The sequence below is a fragment of the Blastococcus sp. TF02A-26 genome, from assembly GCF_003319125.1.
GTDB lineage: Bacteria > Actinomycetota > Actinomycetes > Mycobacteriales > Geodermatophilaceae > Trujillonella.
The window spans coordinates 62,247-79,551 of the sequence record NZ_QOHG01000001.1 but is presented as its reverse complement, the minus strand read 5'-3'; the positions used below and the strand labels follow the sequence as shown (position 1 = coordinate 79,551).

Here is a 17,305-nt window from a genome sequence, read left to right as displayed (position 1 = left end):
CGGTCAGGTCGCGGCCGGCGGTGGCGTCGGCGCCCGGTGCCGGTGCAGCCGGGCGACCACCCAGAGCGTGATGGCGAGCTCGACGACGGTCACCGGGATGCCCAGCAGCAGGGAGACGACGCCGAGCACGGTGGCGTCCCCGTCCTCGCTCTGGAAGTACAGCGGGCCGGTGATGGCCGCCCGGATCAGGAAGACGACGGCCCACAGCACGGTCAGCCAGCCGTAGGCCCGCACCAGCCGCCGGTCGTCGCGCCAGTGGCACTCCGCCTCGGGATCGGCCGCCCGCTCCCCCGTCTCGGGGTCCCGCTCCGCCGGGCGCAGCAGCGCCGAGGCGCGGGACAGCTGCCCGCGCAGCCCGGGCGGATGGGACGCGTGCGTGGCCATGGCACCGAGGTGGCTCGGGGCGAGGAACTCGGCGATCACCCCGACCAGCGGCCAGCGGACCGCCACCGACCCGAGCAGCAGCAGGCCGATCGCGGCGTTGCGGATGATGCCGATGACGTAGAAGTCGCGGGCCTGGCCGGAGTAGGCGGCGATGGCCACGGCGACACCGACGGCGAACAGGCCGCTGAACGCCTGCTGGACGCTCTCCCGCCGGACCAGGCGCACCACGAACACGGCCAGCGCCGCGCCGAGCGCGCTCCAGATCCCGACCCGCAGCCCGCCCAGGGAGTTCGCGACGATGAACGCGATGGTCGGCAGGGTGGCGTCGAGCATCCCTCGCCAGCCGCCGAGCTGGTCCAGCACCAGGTGCCGGTCGAACACCGTGCCCCGGCCGGCGGCGGCCTCGTCCACGGCGGCCGCGTCCGGGCCGGGCTGCTCCCCCGTCGTGCCCTCGGCGGGGCGCTCGCTGCCGGCCGCAGCCGTCACCCGAGGCCCAGCTCGTACCAGGGGTTGTAGATGACCTCGCGGCCCTCGAAGGAGCCGAAGCGCCCGCGGGCGGTCAGGGTGCGCCCCGGCTCGATGCCGGGGATCCGCCGGCGGCCGAGCCAGACGAGCGTGACCGAGCCCGAGCCGTCGAACAGCTCGGCCTCCAGCGTCGGCACGGTCTCCCGCGGGGTGTAGACGACCGACTTGAGCCGGCCGGTCACGGTGACGACCTTGCCCTTCTGGCAGGCGCTCACCGCCTCGCAGCCGGCGCTGACCGCGTCGTCGCGCAGCTGCTCGGCGTCACGGGTCTGGTCGTCGACGGTGAGCCGCTGCAGGGTCCGCGTCAACCAGCCGGCCGGCCGGGTCTCTGTCACGGCACCAGGGTAGTCCCGGCCGCGGCGCGACCGCGGCGTGTCCGCAGCCACTCCCGGACCAGGGCCCAGGCCGGCCCGGCGGGGTCGATCAGCACCATGTGGTCGCCGTCGACCAGGCGCACCTGCACGGCGTCCCCGGCCCGCCCGGCCGCCGCTGCGTAGCGCTCGCTCTGCTCCGGGGGGACGACGTCGTCGCCGGTGCCGTGCACGCAGAGCACCTCCGCGCCGGTGGGCAGCAGCTGCACCGGCGAGGCCAGGGCGAGCAGGTCCGGGGTCGGCGGACCGCCGAGCAGCTCGCGCACCGCGCCGCGGCCCAGCCCCTGCTCGTCGGCGCGCGCCAGGTCGAGGACGCCGGCCTGGAGCACCGCGGCCGCGATCCGCACCCGGGGGCGGGCGCCCGGGGCGCCGTCGGGCAGGAGCGCCCGCCCGGCGGCCCACGCGGCGAGGTGACCGCCGGCGGAGTGGCCGACCACCGTGACGTCGTCGAGGTCCAGGCGCGCGGCGTCCTCCAGGCCGGGCAGGGCGTCGAGGGCGGCAGCGACGTCCTCCGCGGTCCGCGGCCAGCCGCCCTCGGCGCCCACCCGGCGGTACTCCACGGCGACGGCCGCGAACCCGGCGGCCGCGAGGTCGGCCGCGAGCGGCCGGGCCAGCTCGACGCCGTAGGCGGCCCGCCAGAAGCCGCCGTGCAGGACCACGACGACCGGCGCCGGACCGCCGCCCTCGGGGAGGGTCAGCTCCAGGAACTGGTCCGGGTGCGGCCCGTAGGCCACCGCGGTGCTCACGCGGGCGGCTGGGCCGGCGGGTTCGCGGCGCCCTGCTGGCGGGCGGCCTGCTGGGCCGCGACCTGGGCCGCGGCGGCGGGCGGCAGGGTGAGCGGCAGCTGCTCGCGGACCGGCATCGGGTCGGTCCCCCGGACGACGACGATGCCGCGGAAGACCTCCTCGAGCGGCGCCGCGACCTCGGGGTTCTCCGCCGCGGGGCCGCTGATCATTCCGCGGAGGAACCACCGCGGGCCGTCGACGCCGAGGAACCGCGTGGCCCGGCGCACGGGGGCCGGCGCCGCCTGCCCGGCCGCAGCCGGTGGGGTCACTCGCACGTGGCCGGCCAGCTCGGGGCCGAAGGGGCCCTCGACCTCGGAGAGGGAACCGCCCTGGCCGGAGGCGCTGCGCGCGAGGTCGGCGCGGACGTCGTCCCAGATGCCGGTCGCCCGGGGCGCGGCGAACGCCGAGACCTGCAGCAGCGAGTCGCCGTAGCGCAGCGTCGCGCCGACGACCTTCTGCTGCTGGTTCAGGTCCACCCGCAGCTCCATCCCGCCCGCCGCGGGCAGCCGCAGGGAACCCAGGTCGATGCGGGGGCGACCGTCGTCGGGCGCGTCGGCCTCGTCGTAGGGGCCGGCGGTCTCCTCGACCTCCCGGACGCGGACCTGCGGCTCGGGGGGCACCCCCCGCTCGCGCAGGCTGCGGTCGATGCGGTTGCGACGGCGTCCGAGCGGCATCTCAGACCCCCGTGCCCTGGTCGACGGTGCCGTCGGTGGCGCCCACGCCCGTGGAGCCGTGCCCGCCGGCGCCGCGCTCGCTGCCCGGCAGCTCCTCCACGGGCACGAACCGGGCGCGGACCACCGGCTGCACCACCAGCTGCGCGACCCGGTCGCCGCGCCGCAGCGTCAGCGGCGTCGTCGGGTCCAGGTTGACGAGGTTCACCTTGATCTCCCCCCGGTAGCCGGCGTCGATCGTCCCCGGCGCGTTCACCAGGCTCAGACCGAGCCGGTGGGCCAGGCCCGAACGCGGGTGCACGAACCCGGCGTACCCCTCCGGGATGGCCACGGCCACCCCGGTGCCGACCAGCGCGCGCTGCAGGGGCGCCAGCTCGACGTCCTCGGCGAGGGTCAGGTCGGCGCCGGCGTCGCCGGGCAGGGCGTACCGGGGCGCGGGAGCGGATCCGGTCAGCCGCACCGGCACCTCCACCTCGGCGGGACCGGGGAGAACCGGGGGCGTCACCACGGCGTCGATCCTAGGAGGACCGGCGCAGGTCGTCGCGGACGCGCCGGGCCAGCGTCTCGGTGGCCCGGCGGTTGCCGCGACTGCCCAGCGCGGCGCCCACGAGGAAGGGCGCCGCGGCCGGGGCGCTGCGGGCCATCCGGCGGCCGAGCCGGCGGCGCACCGCCCGGAAGCTCGCGGCGCCCAGCACCGAGCCCAGACCGGCGGTGCCGGTCCGGTCGACGGCGCGCTGGGCCGACCAGCTGGCCAGGTAGGCCGCCGCACGCTCCCGGGCGTCCCCGGCCGGGACGCGGCCGTACAGCTCGTGGAGCTCGCCCAGCAGGACGATCTCCACCGCGGCGGTGAGCACGGTCTCGGCGGCGAGCTCCAGCGGGAGCGCGATCATCGACGGGGGTGCGAACCAGTGCGCGGCCGACAGGCCACCGGTGGCCCCGCCGACGGCGGCGGTGAGCCGGGCGGCGCGCTGGACCAGGGCGTCGGCGATCTCCTCGTCCGTCGCGCCCGGGGACGCGGCACGGATCCGGGCGGCGTCGCGGATCGGCAGCCGCGGGGCGGCCGCGGCGAGCAGGTCGCCCAGCACGGCGCCGGGCGCCCGCGAGGAGTCGTCCGGGGAACCGGCCGCGGAACCGCTGCCGCCGGAGCCGGCGCGGCCCGAGGTCACCGCGGCGGCGACCGCGGCGATCACGTCGCGCAGGCCGCCGGCCGTCCCGCGGGCCCCGCCCTCGGCGGAGGACCGCGGGACGTTCCCGAGCAGGCCGGTCACCGCGTCGGCGAGCAGCCGGGCCGCGCGAGCCACCCCGCCCTCGGTCTCGGCCGCGACGGCGGCGCCGACCGGACGCGGGGGCGGCACGTCTCGGGCCGGCCCCGTCCGGGGTCGCTCGCTCACGGCGTCCTCCCCGCGGTCCTTCGTCAGGCGCAGTCGCGGCAGAGCAGCTGGTCGCCGCGCGAGGAGGCGAGGCGGGTGCGGTGCTGCACCAGGAAGCAGCGCGAGCAGGTGAACTCGTCCTCCTGCTTCGGCAGCACCCGCACGGTGAGCTCCTCGTTGCTCAGGTCGGCACCCGGCAGCTCGAGGTTCTCGTTGAAGTCGGTCTCGTCCACGTCGACGGACGAGGACTGGGCCTCGGCGCGCCGCGCCTTGAGCTCCTCGAGCGAGTCCTCGCCGAGCTCGTCCGCCTCGTTGCGGCGCGGGGCGTCGTAATCGGTGGCCATGGTGTGTGTGCCCCTCCTCCGGGGTGCGTCGGGCTGTCGCCCGCCCTGGTCGACGGAGACGCGGTGCGTCGCCGTCCTGGCCGGCCGCTCGTGGCGACCGGATGGTCTGGTCCGGCGATCGGCGCGTGCACGCCGACCACCGGAGGTCCTCCACCGGGCCACCCGTGACCGGCGGAGTACGCGGCGGCGGAGGACCGGCAGGCCCCCCAACGCCGAGCGGCCCCGGTTTGTGCCCGGCTGTCGCCGTCCGACACATCGCGCCGGATCGGGCCGGGAGGCCGCAGAGCGCCAGAGGTTACCCTGCGGCGGTGTCGACTCCCGTGGGTGCTGATCCGGCCGTCGTCGGCCCCTACCTCGCCACCGCTCTGGGCGACCAGCGCTGGCGGCAGGTGACCGTCGAGCTCATCGCGGCGGGCATGTCCAACCTCACCTACGTGGTGACGCCGGAGGGTGGCAGCGCCGACGACGCGGTGATCCTGCGCCGCCCGCCGACCGGCGCCGTGCTGGCCACCGCCCACGACATGGAGCGGGAGCACCGGGTCATCTCCGCGCTCGGCGGGACCGCCGTCCCGGTGCCGCGCACGCTGCACCTGTGCACCGACACCGCGGTGCTGGGCGCGCCCTTCTACGTCATGGAGAAGGTGACCGGGGTGCACGTCGTCGACGCGCTGCCGCCGGGCTACGCGGACGAGCCGGAGCAGCGCCGGGCCATCGGCGACGGCCTCGTCGACGTCCTCGTCGACCTGCACGCGGTCGACCCCGCCTCAGTCGGGCTCGCCGACTTCGGCCGCCCGGAGGGGTTCACCGCCCGCCAGGTCCGGCGCTGGAGCAAGCAGTGGGACGCCACCCGCGACCGCGACCGCCCCGCCATGGACGCGCTCGCCGCCCGCCTGGCCGAGACCGTGCCCACCACCCAGCGGTCGGGCATCGTGCACGGCGACTACCGGCTGGACAACTGCCTGCTCGACCCCGGCGTCCCCGGTCGCATCCGCGCCGTCCTGGACTGGGAGATGTCCACCCTCGGCGACCCGCTCACCGACATCGGGATGCTCTTCGTCTACTGGCCCGAGGCCGGCGAGGACCCGCCGGCGGTGCAGAGCGCGGTCACGGCGCTGCCCGGCTTCCCGACCCGGCAGGAGATCGCCGAGCGGTACGCCGACCGCAGCGGCATGGACCTGGGCGAGCTCTCCTGGTACGTCGGCTTCGCCTACTTCAAGTTCGCCGCGATCGTGGCGGGCATCGTCGCCCGCTCGAAGGCCGGCGCCATGGCCGGCAAGGACACCAGCGGGTACGCCGACCGGATCGACGGCTGCGTCGAGCGCGGACGCGCCGCGCTGGACGGCGGTGCGATCTAGCGGCGCCGGGCGCCCCTAGACTCCGGCCCCGTGGGCCTGGAGCAGCGGTGAGCACGACCACCGATCGTCCGACGCTCCGGCCGCGCGGTCCGCGCCGCACCGACCGCCGTCCTCTCGCGCCGCTGGTCTTCCTGCTCGTCCTGGCGCTCGCGGCGCTGGGCGTCTGGTGGAAGGTCTTCGGCGACGCCGCCGCCGAGGAGGACCGGGAGGAGGCGGCCTGCGCCGCGGCCTCCTCCGCCCCGCCGCAGCTGGACCCCGCCACCGTGCGGCTGCGGGTCTTCAACGCCACCGACACCCCGGGCCTGGCCCAGCAGGTCGGCGACGAGCTCCGCGCCCGCGGGTTCGCGGTCGAGGAGGTCGCCAACGACCCCACCGACCGCGAGGTCACCGGCGTCGGAGAGCTCCGGCACGGCCCCCGCGGGTCCGACGCCGCCGCCTTCGCCCGTGTCTTCCTGCCCGGCGCCGAGGACTGGCGGGACACCCGCGCCGACGACCGCGTCGACTTCGTGCTCGGGCCCGAGTTCACCGCCCTGCCCAGCCCCGAGGAGGTCGCCGCCGTCCTCGAACCGGCCTCCAGCGCCGCGGCGGAGTGCGACTCCCCCGTCGCCTAGACCGCGTGCAGCCGGTCCAGCAGCTCGACGAACGGACCGGCGACCGACTCCGGCACCGCGATCGCCAGCGGATCGGCGAAGGCGCGACCGGGCAGACCGGTGACCACCAGGCCGGCCTCGGCGGCGACCAGCGCACCGGCGGCGTGGTCCCAGGGGTTGAGGTCCGCCTCGTAGTAGGCGTCGACCCGGCCGGCGGCGACGGTGCACAGGTCCAGCGCCGAGGAGCCGTGCCGGCGGATGTCTCGCACGACCGGCAGCAGCTCCGCGACGACCGCCCCCTGGGCCCGCCGCTGCTCCACGCGGTAGCCGAAGCCGGTCAGGACGAGCGTCTGCTCCAGCGAGACCGGGCTGCTGCCGCGCAGCCGCACCGGCTCCGGCTGCGCCGGTGACGTGGCGAAGGCGCCGCCGCCCGCCGTCGCCGTGTACTGCTCGCCGGTCAGGACGTTGTGCACGACGCCGGCCACCACCTGCCCGTCCACCTCGGCCGCGATCGACACCGAGAACGCCGGCAGGCCGTAGAGGAGGTTCACGGTGCCGTCGACCGGGTCGACGACCCAGCGCACGCCCGTCGTCCCGGCGCGGTCGGCGCCCTCCTCGCCCAGCAGCCCGTCGTCGGGGCGGGCGTCGAGCAGCCGGCGGGTGATCAGCAGCTCGGCCGCCCGGTCGACGGCGGTCACGACGTCGGTCGGGCTGGACTTGGTGTCCACGTCGGCAGCGGCTCCCGCGCGCTCGCGGGCGATGAGCGCCGCGGCCTCGCCGGCGGTCGCGACGGCGAGGTCGAGCAGGGCGTCCGGATCGGTCACGGGCCGATCCTGCCTCAGTACGCGGCCGCCCCGGGCCGGCATCACTAGGGTGACGGTGTGCGGGGCTTCGGCGTGGACATCGGTGGCAGTGGCATCAAGGGGTGCGTCGTCGACCTCGAGCGCGGAGAGCTCGTCGGCGAGCGCCTGCGCATCCCCACGCCGCAGCCGGCACTGCCCGACCCGGTGTGCGACGTGGTCGCCGAGATCGTCCGTGCCTTCGACTGGACCGAGCGGGTGGGCGTGACCTTCCCGGGCGTCCTGAAGAAGGGGGTGGCGCACACGGCGGCCAACGTCGACTTCAGCTGGCTCGGCACCAACCTGGCGGTCGGGGTGGAGGAGCGGATCCCGGGCACGGTGCAGACGCTCAACGACGCCGACGCCGCCGGCATCGCCGAGATGCGCTACGGCGCCGGCCGCGGCCACGACGGCGTGGTGCTGATGCTGACCTTCGGCACCGGCATCGGCAGCGCCCTGTTCACCGACGGCGTCCTCGTCCCCAACACCGAGTTCGGTCACATCCAGGTCGACGGGGAGGACGGCGAGGAGCGCGCCTCCGCCTCCGCCCGGGAGCGGGAGGACCTGAGCTACCCCGACTGGGCCCGCCGGGTGGACCGCTACCTCGACGTGCTGGAGGCCGGTGTCTGGCCGGACCTGATCATCGTCGGCGGCGGCGTGAGCAAGAAGGCCGAGAAGTGGGTGCCGCTGCTGTCGACCCGCACGCCCGTGGTCCCGGCGCAGCTGCTGAACGACGCCGGCATCGTCGGTGCCGCCCTCGCCGCCGTCGAGCACATCGGCAGCTGAGGCGTCTCCCGGCGCCGCACCGGGGGCCGCCTCGCCCCTCCGGGCGAGGCCGCCGGGACGAAGCCGGTGGAACCGCGCCGCAGCGTCGTTACAATGGTGGAGCCCCGCCCCGTCGCCACCAGCCGAGAGGCTTCCCCCAGCCGCGCGCCGGTCAAACGCCGCGCAGGGTCCGGGACCCCATCTCGCGCACACCGACACGGTCGAGGCCGCTACCCGAGGACCGATCGGTTCCCCGGGGAACGGTACCCAGAACGGGAAGGAACCCTGAGTGCCCGCCGAAACGCCCGCACCGGACACCGCCGCTCCGAGCGCAGCCACCCGCTCGAGGACGGCCGCCGGCAAGGCCGCCCCCGCGGCCCGCAAGAAGGCCCCGGCGAAGCCCGGCACCAAGAGCCGCACCAAGCCCAGCATCTCGCCGTCGCCCGGCGCGGGTGAGGGCGGCGCCGTCCTGACCGCCGTCGCCACCGGGGACACCGCGGTCGCCGTCGTCGAGGGCGGCGAGGGGCTCAAGCTGGACGAGACCGTCGTCGCCGGCCCCGACGGCGTCGCCGTCGCCGAGCCCGCGGAGGAGGCCACCGCCGAGGGCGGGGACTTCGAGTGGGACGACGAGGAGGAGTCCGAGGCGCTCCGTCAGGCCCGCAAGGACGCCGAGATGACCGCCTCGGCGGACTCGGTCCGGGCCTACCTCAAGCAGATCGGCAAGGTCGCGCTGCTCAACGCCGAGGAGGAGGTCGACCTCGCCAAGCGGATCGAGGCCGGGCTCTACGCGGCCGAGCGGCTGCGCCAGGTCGAGGAGGAGGGCCAGAAGCTCTCCCCGCAGATGCGCCGCGACCTCAACTGGATCGTCCGCGACGGCGAGCGCGCCAAGAACCACCTGCTGGAGGCCAACCTCCGCCTGGTGGTCTCCCTGGCCAAGCGCTACACCGGCCGCGGCATGGCGTTCCTGGACCTCATCCAGGAGGGCAACCTCGGTCTGATCCGTGCGGTCGAGAAGTTCGACTACACCAAGGGCTACAAGTTCTCGACCTACGCGACGTGGTGGATCCGCCAGGCCATCACCCGCGCCATGGCCGACCAGGCCCGCACCATCCGCATCCCGGTGCACATGGTGGAGGTCATCAACAAGCTCGGCCGCATCCAGCGCGAGCTGCTCCAGGACCTCGGCCGCGAGCCGACCCCGGAGGAGCTGGCCAAGGAGATGGACATCACCCCGGACAAGGTGTTGGAGATCCAGCAGTACGCCCGGGAGCCCATCAGCCTCGACCAGACGATCGGCGACGAGGGCGACAGCCAGCTCGGCGACTTCATCGAGGACTCCGAGGCCGTCGTCGCCGTGGACGCGGTGAGCTTCACGCTCATGCAGGACCAGCTCACGAGCGTCCTGCAGACGCTGTCGGAGCGGGAGGCGGGCGTCGTCCGCCTGCGCTTCGGTCTCACCGACGGCCAGCCGCGGACCCTCGACGAGATCGGCCAGGTCTACGGCGTGACCCGCGAGCGGATCCGCCAGATCGAGTCGAAGACGATGTCGAAGCTGCGCCACCCCAGCCGTTCCCAGGTGCTGCGCGACTACCTCGACTGACGAAGGACCTCGAACGACGGCCCGTCCCCGCTGGGGGCGGGCCGTCGTCGTTCCCGTGACGGGCCCGTGTGGCGACTGTTGCCGGACGGGACCTCTGTTGCGACGAGGTCACGATCTCACCCTCTGGTGCCGGACCGGCGGTGTACGGCCACACCTGTCGGGTATCCGGCGTAGCGTTGGCGATGTTCAGACAGCAGCGGACCCACCAGCCGGATCCAGGCCGGCGCACGGAACCCATCAGAGACCGACCGACGACAGACCAGCACCACCCAGGCATGAGTCCCTGCTGGACCCCACCGGCACCACCGGTCGCGGGTGCCCCGTCTCACGGCGGGTCACCTCTCCGACCCGCCGGACCGGGGAACACGGGGAGCCATCCTGGCGCTGTGCAGGAGGCCGATCCGCAATCGCGGGTCCGTGCGGCAGAGAGCGAGTGATGAGCCAGATGACCCAGACGCTGACGACGACGATCCCCGCCGACGACCTCGTCGTCCCCTTCCACTGCGACCGTTGCGGTGCCCTGGCCAAGGTGCGGGTCGTCCTTCCCAGTGGCAGCGACCTCGTCTTCTGCGGGCACCACGCCCGCGAGTACGAGGGCAAGCTGCGTGACATCGCCGCCGACATCATCGAGACCGACGGCGAGTAGCACCGCCCCGACTGATCGAGGCGCTATCGTCGCGCACAGCGATGAAGCCCTCACCCGACGCCGCCGCCGGTGTCCCCCGTTCGCGTGACGCGGACGAGGGCCCGGCGGCTCCGTCGTTCCCGGGTAGCCCCGGTCGACGGCCACCCGAGGAACACCCCATGCCCCAGCACCCCGTGACCTCCGACGAGACCGCCCGGCTGGGGGATCCCGTCCCCGGCCCGGAGGACGCGCCGCCCGCCGCGGAGGCCCCCGCCGACCCGACCCCCGCTGCGGATTCCCCGGACGTGGGGTCCCCGGTCGAGGAGGTCCCGCCAGCCGGGTCGCCGGCCGTGGCGCCCGCCGCCGAGCAGACCACCGTGGTGGAGCCGGCTCCGGAGCCGCTCTCCGACGACACCCGTCCGGTCCCCCGTGACCGCGGACCGGTCACCACCGAGTCGGTCCCGCCCGCGGCGGCCGAGCACGACTGGGACCAGACCGCCGACATCCGCTTCGCCCCCGGCCAGGCGCCGGGTCAGATGCCTCCTCCTCCGGTGACCGCCACCTCCCCCGCGGTGACCGGCGCGGCGACCCCGTCGGCCGAGCTGGACGAGACGGCCGCGATCACCCCGGCTCCGCCGGCCCCGAACCCCGCGGGTCCCCGCACCGACGGACCGGACGACCGTGGCCCGGGGGACCGTGGCCCGGGCGACCGTGGTCCCGGTGACCACGGATCCGACGACCTGCCCCCGGCCGCCCCGCGCGCGTGGTGGCGACGCCCGGCGGTGCTCGTCCCGGCGGCCGCGGTCGTCGTCCTGGGCGGCGCCTACGGCGTCGACCTGCTCGTCGCCGGCGACGACGTCCCGCGCAACACCGTGATCGCCGGGATCGACGTCGGCGGTCTCTCCCCCGACGAGGCGGCCGCCACCCTGGAGCGCGAACTGGCCCCCCGGGTCGCCGCCGACCACACCGTGGTCGCCGCCGACGAGAACTTCCCGCTCGCCCCGGCGGCCGCCGGCATCACCCTCGACGTCGACGCCACCGTGGACGCCGCCTCCGGCCAGCCGCTCAACCCCTGGACACGGGTCACCAGCTTCTTCACCGACCGCGAGGTGGAGCCGGTCATCGGCGGGGACGAGACCGCGCTCGCCGCGCAGATCGACACCATCGCCGCCGAGGTGGACCGCCCGCCGGTCGACGCGACGATCGCGATCGACGGCACCTCCGCCACCCTCGTCCAGGCCGAGGTCGGCCGGGAGCTGGACCGCGAGGGCGCCGCCGAGGCCGTCACCGCGGCCCTCGCCTCCGGTGGCGACCCCGCGCAGCCCATCGAGCTGCCGGTCGAGGAGGCCGAGGCGCGGGTGGACGTCCAGGAGGCCCAGCGCGTCCTGGACGAGGTCGTCACGCCGGGCCTGGCCGCACCGGTCACCGTCAGCAGCTCCGACGGCAGCACCACGGTCGAGATCCCCGTCGAGGCCATCGCCGCCTCGCTCACCTTCAGCCCCCGGGACGACGGCGAGCTGGTGGCGGGCATCGATCCCGCACTGCTCGCCGAGGCCATGGGCGACGACGTCACGGCCTTCGGCACCCCCGCCCAGGACGCCCGCTTCGAGCTCGTCGGCGGGGCGGTCCAGGTCGTCCCGTCGGTGGACGGCACCGGGATCGACCCCGCGGCGCTGGCCACCCAGCTGCTCGACGTCCTCCCCCAGCCCGCCCCGCGCGCGATCACCGCCGAGCTGGGCCCGGTGCCGGCCGAGCTCACCACGGAGGAGGCCCAGGGCCTCGGCGTCCGCGAGGAGATCAGCACCTTCACCACCACGACGACCAACTCCGCCAGCGGCACGAACATCCGCGTGGTCGCCGAGGAGGTCGACGGCGCCCTGGTCATGCCGGGCGAGACGTTCAGCCTCAACACCTTCACCGGCCCGCGCGGCACCGCCCAGGGGTACGTGCCCGCGAACGTCATCAGCGGCGGCCGGTTGTCCACGGCGGTCGGCGGTGGCATCAGCCAGTTCGCCACCACGATGTTCAACGCCGTCTTCTTCGCCGGGCTCGAGGACGTCTTCCACAAGCCGCACAGCTTCTACATCAGCCGCTACCCCGCCGGCCGCGAGGCGACCGTCTACGAGGGTCAGATCGACCTCCAGTGGCGCAACGACTCCGACACCGCCGTCTACGTCGACACCGCCTGGGCGCCGCGCTCCGGTGGCGGCGGATCGCTCACGGTCACCTTCTACGGGACCAAGCGGTACGAGATCGAGGCCGTCGAGGGGCCGCGGACCAACTTCCGCGAGCCGGCCGTGCTCGAGCGCCCGGACGACGGCACCTGCATCGCCCAGTCCGGCGTCCGCGGCTTCGACGTCACCGTGACGCGGATCTTCCGGGACCTGCAGACCGGCGCGGAGATCCGCCGGGAGACCTTCCGCACGTCCTACGCGGCGGAGGCCGTGATCACGTGCGTGCCGGTGCCCGCCGACCCCGCCGCACCCCCGCCGGCGCCCGCTCCCGCTCCGGGGACCGGGCCGGCGGGACGCCGTCCGGGTGGGCGCCGGGCCGGCTGAGCCCGGCGCCGGCGGACGGCGGCGTGCCCGACGACACCCTCGCCGTCCCGCCCGGACCAGCGCCGACGTGCACACTGGGCCGGTGAGCGCCGTGCTGCCCGGGGGACCCCCCGCCCGCGCCGGCGAGCCCCTCCCCGCCCCGGCGGCCGTGGGGTTCGGGCCGGAGGCCGGTGGCAGCACCGCCTCCGGCCGCGGACGGGAGGGTGGCGCCCGCTGGACGGCGCCGGTCCGGGTGCCGTTCCAGCTGCTGGGCCGCACGGTCGCCAAGGCCTGGTCGGACCGGATCCTCGGGCTGTCGGGCGAGGCGGCGTTCTGGCAGGTCCTCGCGATCCCGCCCCTGCTGATCGCGCTGCTCGGGTCGCTGGGCTACCTCGGCGACTGGATCGGCGGCGACTCGGTCACCCGCATCGAGGACCAGCTGGTCGACGCCTCGGCCAACGCGCTGACCGCCGACGTCGTCGACGACCTCGTCCGCCCGACGCTGGCCGACATCCTCGGCTCGGGCCGCCTGGACGTCGTGAGCCTGGGCTTCCTGCTCACCCTCTGGGCGGGCTCGTCGGCGACCGCGACGTTCATGAACACGATCGTCATCGCCTACGGCCAGCGCGACGTCCGCGGCCCGATCGCCACCCGGCTCATGGCGCTGTGGCTGTTCGTCGTCGGACTGCTCCTGGCGGTGCTGACCCTGCCGTTGCTCGTGCTCGGGCCCGGACTGCTCGTCGACCTCTTCCCGCCCGACTGGCAGGGCACGGCGGCCGTGCTCGTGAACGCCGTCTACGGGCCCATCGTGCTGATCGGGCTGGTCCTGGGGCTCACGAGCTTCTACCACGTGATCCTGCCGCGCCGGCTGCCGTGGCGGCGGCACCTGCCCGGCACGCTCCTGGCGATCGCCTTCTTCTCCGTGGCCGCGACGCTGCTGCGGGTCTACATCGCCGACATCCTGGTCACGGCGCTGCCCTACGGCGCGCTGGCCACCCCGATCGCGGTGCTGCTGTTCTGCTTCTTCTTCGGCATGGCGATCCTGCTGGGCGCCGAGCTCAACGCGACGGTCCAGGAGCGCTGGCCCGCACCGCTGCGCCGGCACGAGAAGCGGCGGCAACGGCGCCGGGCGGAGAAGCTCGAGCGCGCCCGCCGCCTCGACACTCTGTGATCCGTCGTCCTCCGGACGACACCGCGGCCACGTGCCGTCCCGACCTGCGCGGAGCCTCGCCGTCGCACCCGCCGGGGCCCGCCGCGAGCTCGCGAGCGGTGGGGGGCGAGGGGGTCCTCCTACTTCTTGAGCTGCTCGTAGATCTCCTTGCAGGCCGGGCAGACCGGGCTGCCGGGCTTGGGGCTCTTGGTCACCGGGAAGACCTCGCCGCACAGCGCCTCGACCATCGTCCCCATGACCGCGCTCTCCGCGATCTTGTTCTTCCGCACGTAGTGGAAGACCTCGTTGGCGTTCCCGGTGTCGCCCTCGCGGACGTCGGGCTTCTCGAGGACGTCGCTGCTGCTCACGTGCTACTCCCTGGATCGGGGACGGGGCTCGTCCGGACGACCGGACACCGACGTCCATGATGACAGGGTGACTGCCGCACCCCCCTCGCCCGCACTGCAGCTCTCGACCGAGGTGGCCGACGCCCTCGCCTCCGGCGCGCCCGTCGTCGCCCTGGAGAGCACCCTGCTCGCCCACGGCCTCCCCCGCCCCGACAACCGGGCCGCGGCCGACGAGGTCGAGGACGCGGTCCGGGCAGGCGGTGCCGTGCCGGCGACGATCGCGGTGCTGGACGGCGTCCCCCACGTCGGGCTGACCCCCGCCCAGGTCGACCGCGTCTGCGCCGACCCCGACCTCGCCAAGCTCGGCATCCGTGACCTGCCGGTGGCCGCCGCCCTCCGCCTGTCCGGGGCCACCACCGTGTCCAGCACCGCGTTGCTGGCCGAGCGGGCGGGCATCCGGCTGTTCGCCACCGGCGGCCTCGGTGGGGTCCACCGCCAGTCGGTGGACACGTTCGACGAGTCCGCCGACCTCACCGCGCTGTCGCGGACGTCGCTGGCGGTCGTGTGCGCCGGGGTGAAGTCGATCCTCGACGTCCCGGCCACCCTCGAGCGGCTGGAGAGCCTGTCGGTGACCGTGATCGGGTACCGCACCCGCACCTTCCCCGGCTTCTACGTGGCCGACTCCGGCTCGCCGCTGGACTGGTCGGTCGAGGACGCCGAGCAGGCCGCCGCCGTCCTCGCCGCCCGCCGCGCGCTGGCCCCGGGTGCGGTCGTCGTCGCCAACCCGCTGCCGGTCGACCAGCAGCTCGACGCCGACCTGCACGACCGGGTCATCGCCGACGCGCTCGCCGCCGCGGACGCCGCGGGCGTGCGCGGCAAGGACGTGACCCCGTTCGTGCTCGACCACCTGCACCGGGCCAGCGAGGGCGCGACCCTCGAGGTCAACGTGAGGTTGGTACTCCGCAACGCCGAGCTGGCCGGCCGGATCGCGGCCGCGCTGGCCGCGCTCCCCGGCTGAGCGCGGTGCGGCCGGTCCTGGTCGTCGGCGACCTCGCCACCGACGTCGTCGCCGTCCTCTCCGGGGAGCCCGCACCCGGGTCGGACCGCCCGGCGAGCATCCGGACGCGCGGCGGCGGGGCGGGGGCCAACGTCGCCGTCCACCTCGGGCGCCTGGGCGTGCCGGTGACCTTCGCCGGCTGCATCGGTGCCGACGCCGCAGGCTCCGCCCTGCTCGGTGAGCTCACCGCAGCGGGGGTGGACCTGGCCGTCCGGGTCGTCCCGGCCGCGGCCACGGGCACGATCGTGAGCCTGGTCGAGCCCGGCGGGCAACGCAGCATGCTCGCCGACCGCGGGGCCAACCTCGACCTCGCGCCCGGGGACGTGCCGGCGCCGGCGTCCGGCGAGCACCTCCACCTCTCCGGCTACACGTTGCTGGACCCCCGTCCGCGACCCGCCGGCCTGGCCGCCCTGGCGTCCGCCGCGGCAGCCGGCGCCACCACCTCGCTGGACCCGGCCTCCACCGGACCGCTGACCGCCTACGGCGTCGACCGGTGGCTGGCCGACACCGCCGGCGTGACGCTGGTGCTGCCCAACGCCGACGAGGCCCGCCTGCTGACCGGCTGCGCGGACGTCGCCGACGCTGCGCGGGCGCTGGCCGCCCGCCACCCGGCCGTGGCGGTCACCCTCGGCGCCGAGGGTGCGCTGTGGTGCTCCGGGGACGTCCTCGTGCACCGGCCGGCACTGCCCACCGAGGTCGTCGACACCACCGGGGCGGGCGACGCCTTCACCGCCGGCCTGCTGGCCGCGTGGTTGGCCGACGAGCAGCCCACCCCCGCCGGGCTGCTGGACGCCGGGCTGGCACTCGCGGCCACCGCCGTGGCCCGGCCCGGCGCGCGATGAGACGCCGTCTCGGCAACCGTGACGCGATCGTGACCAACGAAGTGGCAAGGACACCCTAAGTTCGGTAAGGCAAGCCTCACCTGGCACTCTCGCCGAGGCACCCCCGACCGGAAGGACACCATGCGCCGCGCCTCGCGACTGGCCGCCCTGACCACCGCCGCGCTCCTCGTCGGCGGCCTCGCCGCCTGCGGCGACGACTCCGACGACAGCGCGAGCGGCGACAGCTTCACCGTCGAGCACGCGTTCGGCACGACGACGATCGAGGGGAAGCCCGAGCGGGTCGCCACGGTCGCCTGGGCCAACCACGAGGTGCCGCTGGCCCTCGGCGTCGTCCCCGTCGGCATGGCCGCGGCCAACTTCGGTGACGACGACGGCGACGGCCTGCTCCCCTGGGTCTCCGAGCGGCTCGAGGAGCTCGACGCCGAGACGCCGGTGCTGTTCGACGAGACCGACGGCATCGACTTCGAGGCCGTCGCCGACACCGAGCCCGACGTCATCCTCGCCGGCTACTCCGGTCTCACCGAGGAGGACTACGAGACCCTCAGCGAGATCGCGCCGACCATCGCCTTCCCCGAGGCGCCCTGGGCGACCCCGTGGCGCGAGATGATCGAGATCAACGCCGCCGGAATGGGCATGGCCGAGGAGGGCGAGCAGCTCGTCGCCGACCTCGAGCAGGAGATGGCCGAGACGGTCGGCGAGTTCCCGCAGCTCGAGGGGCGGAACACGATGTTCCTGACCCACGTGGACACCACGGACCTCAGCGAGGTCAGCTACTACACACCCTTCGACACCCGGGCCGCCTTCTTCGAGGACCTCGGCCTGGCCACCCCGCCGAGCGTCGCGGACGCCTCCACCGACGAGGAGCAGTTCTCCGGCACGATCAGCGCCGAGCAGATCGACACCCTCGACGACGTCGAGGTCATCGTGACCTACGGCGACCAGGAGCTCGTCGACGCGCTCAGCGCCGACCCGCTGCTGTCGCGGATGCCGGCCGTGGCCAATGGTGCCATCGTGCTGCTGCCCGACACCCCGCTGGGCACGGCGGCCAACCCGACCCCGCTGGCGATCTCCTGGGTGCTCGAGGACTACGTGAGCATGCTGGCCGAGGCCGCCGACAAGGCCGGCTCCCCGGCCTCGTGACGATCGGC

The 17,305-nt window shown here is 75.3% G+C and carries 19 protein-coding genes; 10 read left to right on the top strand and 9 right to left on the bottom strand.

The window, feature by feature from the left end:
* Positions 1-3: 3 nt before the first annotated feature.
* Genes DQ240_RS00440 through DQ240_RS00410 form a run of 7 tightly spaced genes read right to left on the bottom strand, consistent with a single transcriptional unit; the run spans position 4 to position 4,450 of the window.
* Positions 4-870 carry a DUF3159 domain-containing protein gene (locus DQ240_RS00440; protein ID WP_233498375.1) on the bottom strand — a complete coding sequence of 289 codons (867 nt, stop codon included), beginning with the start codon at positions 868-870 and terminating at the stop codon, positions 4-6.
* Positions 867-1,244 carry an OB-fold nucleic acid binding domain-containing protein gene (locus tag DQ240_RS00435; protein ID WP_113837676.1) on the bottom strand — a complete coding sequence of 126 codons (378 nt, stop codon included), beginning with the start codon at positions 1,242-1,244 and terminating at the stop codon, positions 867-869. Before DQ240_RS00435 ends, DQ240_RS00440 begins: the two co-directional genes overlap by 4 nt.
* On the bottom strand, positions 1,241-2,026 hold the full coding sequence (locus DQ240_RS00430) for a S9 family peptidase (RefSeq protein WP_113837675.1): 786 nt from the start codon (positions 2,024-2,026) through the stop codon (positions 1,241-1,243). Before DQ240_RS00430 ends, DQ240_RS00435 begins: the two co-directional genes overlap by 4 nt.
* A complete protein-coding gene (locus DQ240_RS00425; RefSeq protein WP_113837674.1) occupies positions 2,023-2,739 on the bottom strand; it encodes a DUF3710 domain-containing protein in 717 nt (238 codons plus the stop codon). The genes DQ240_RS00430 and DQ240_RS00425 overlap by 4 nt, the downstream gene beginning before the upstream one ends.
* A 1-nt stretch (position 2,740) precedes the next feature.
* Positions 2,741-3,244 (bottom strand): dUTP diphosphatase, encoded by a 504-nt coding sequence (gene dut / locus DQ240_RS00420; RefSeq protein ID WP_233498374.1) that lies wholly within the window; start codon positions 3,242-3,244, stop codon positions 2,741-2,743.
* Between the two features lie 10 nt (positions 3,245-3,254).
* The gene (locus tag DQ240_RS00415) at positions 3,255-4,127 is read right to left on the bottom strand and encodes a hypothetical protein (RefSeq protein WP_113837673.1); all 873 of its coding nucleotides are present in this window, start codon (positions 4,125-4,127) and stop codon (positions 3,255-3,257) included.
* Positions 4,128-4,150: 23 nt separating this feature from the next.
* A complete protein-coding gene (locus DQ240_RS00410; protein ID WP_113837672.1) occupies positions 4,151-4,450 on the bottom strand; it encodes a DUF4193 domain-containing protein in 300 nt (99 codons plus the stop codon).
* A 308-nt stretch (positions 4,451-4,758) separates the two neighbouring features.
* On the opposite strand from DQ240_RS00410, the gene DQ240_RS00405 reads away from it, so the two are divergent.
* Both DQ240_RS00405 and DQ240_RS00400 read left to right on the top strand, forming a co-directional pair.
* The gene (locus tag DQ240_RS00405; protein WP_113837671.1) at positions 4,759-5,805 is read left to right on the top strand and encodes a phosphotransferase family protein; all 1,047 of its coding nucleotides are present in this window, start codon (positions 4,759-4,761) and stop codon (positions 5,803-5,805) included.
* Positions 5,806-5,852: 47 nt separating this feature from the next.
* Positions 5,853-6,416, top strand: coding sequence for a LytR C-terminal domain-containing protein (locus tag DQ240_RS00400; protein ID WP_113837670.1), 564 nt, complete (start codon positions 5,853-5,855; stop codon positions 6,414-6,416).
* Here the strand turns inward: DQ240_RS00400 and DQ240_RS00395 are convergent.
* Positions 6,413-7,219, bottom strand: a complete 807-nt coding sequence (locus tag DQ240_RS00395; protein WP_233498373.1) for an inositol monophosphatase family protein — start codon at positions 7,217-7,219, stop codon at positions 6,413-6,415. The two genes, DQ240_RS00400 and DQ240_RS00395, sit on opposite strands and share 4 nt — an antisense overlap.
* Positions 7,220-7,276: 57 nt before the next feature.
* Here DQ240_RS00395 and ppgK point away from each other — a divergent pair, with 57 nt between their 5' ends.
* The 5 genes from ppgK to DQ240_RS00370 all read left to right on the top strand — a co-directional run bounded on the left by ppgK (position 7,277) and on the right by DQ240_RS00370 (position 13,932).
* Complete coding sequence (gene ppgK, locus DQ240_RS00390) at positions 7,277-8,020, top strand: polyphosphate--glucose phosphotransferase (RefSeq protein ID WP_113837669.1); 744 nt, start codon at positions 7,277-7,279, stop codon at positions 8,018-8,020.
* 268 nt (positions 8,021-8,288) lie between these two features.
* Complete coding sequence (locus DQ240_RS00385) at positions 8,289-9,599, top strand: RNA polymerase sigma factor (protein ID WP_113837668.1); 1,311 nt, start codon at positions 8,289-8,291, stop codon at positions 9,597-9,599.
* Between the two features lie 436 nt (positions 9,600-10,035).
* Positions 10,036-10,245 (top strand): hypothetical protein, encoded by a 210-nt coding sequence (locus DQ240_RS00380; protein ID WP_029430002.1) that lies wholly within the window; start codon positions 10,036-10,038, stop codon positions 10,243-10,245.
* A 158-nt stretch (positions 10,246-10,403) separates the two neighbouring features.
* Positions 10,404-12,782, top strand: a complete 2,379-nt coding sequence (locus DQ240_RS00375) for a VanW family protein (protein WP_233498372.1) — start codon at positions 10,404-10,406, stop codon at positions 12,780-12,782.
* Positions 12,783-12,864: 82 nt separating this feature from the next.
* A complete protein-coding gene (locus tag DQ240_RS00370; protein WP_233498371.1) occupies positions 12,865-13,932 on the top strand; it encodes a YihY/virulence factor BrkB family protein in 1,068 nt (355 codons plus the stop codon).
* Between the two features lie 119 nt (positions 13,933-14,051).
* Here the strand turns inward: DQ240_RS00370 and DQ240_RS00365 are convergent, their stop codons facing one another.
* Complete coding sequence (locus DQ240_RS00365; RefSeq protein ID WP_113837667.1) at positions 14,052-14,279, bottom strand: DUF3039 domain-containing protein; 228 nt, start codon at positions 14,277-14,279, stop codon at positions 14,052-14,054.
* A 67-nt stretch (positions 14,280-14,346) separates the two neighbouring features.
* Between DQ240_RS00365 and DQ240_RS00360 the strand changes: the two genes are divergently transcribed.
* The 3 genes from DQ240_RS00360 (at position 14,347) to DQ240_RS00350 (ending at position 17,297) form a co-directional block, all read left to right on the top strand.
* Positions 14,347-15,276, top strand: coding sequence for a pseudouridine-5'-phosphate glycosidase (locus DQ240_RS00360; protein ID WP_199588952.1), 930 nt, complete (start codon positions 14,347-14,349; stop codon positions 15,274-15,276).
* Positions 15,277-15,281: 5 nt separating this feature from the next.
* On the top strand, positions 15,282-16,157 hold the full coding sequence (locus tag DQ240_RS00355; RefSeq protein ID WP_113837666.1) for a carbohydrate kinase family protein: 876 nt from the start codon (positions 15,282-15,284) through the stop codon (positions 16,155-16,157).
* 120 nt (positions 16,158-16,277) lie between these two features.
* Positions 16,278-17,297, top strand: a complete 1,020-nt coding sequence (locus tag DQ240_RS00350; RefSeq protein WP_113837665.1) for an iron-siderophore ABC transporter substrate-binding protein — start codon at positions 16,278-16,280, stop codon at positions 17,295-17,297.
* Positions 17,298-17,305: the final 8 nt, after the last annotated feature.

What these genes read in the sequence shown, in the direction of transcription:
- DQ240_RS00375 (WP_233498372.1), top strand. Translation starts at nt 10,404, where the DNA reads ATGCCCCAGCACCCCGTGACCTCCGACGAGACCGCCCGGCTGGGGGAT.
- DQ240_RS00380 (WP_029430002.1), top strand. Translation starts at nt 10,036, where the DNA reads ATGAGCCAGATGACCCAGACGCTGACGACGACGATCCCCGCCGACGAC.
- DQ240_RS00350 (WP_113837665.1), top strand. Translation starts at nt 16,278, where the DNA reads ATGCGCCGCGCCTCGCGACTGGCCGCCCTGACCACCGCCGCGCTCCTC.
- DQ240_RS00425 (WP_113837674.1), bottom strand. Translation starts at nt 2,739, where the DNA reads ATGCCGCTCGGACGCCGTCGCAACCGCATCGACCGCAGCCTGCGCGAG.
- DQ240_RS00410 (WP_113837672.1), bottom strand. Translation starts at nt 4,450, where the DNA reads ATGGCCACCGATTACGACGCCCCGCGCCGCAACGAGGCGGACGAGCTC.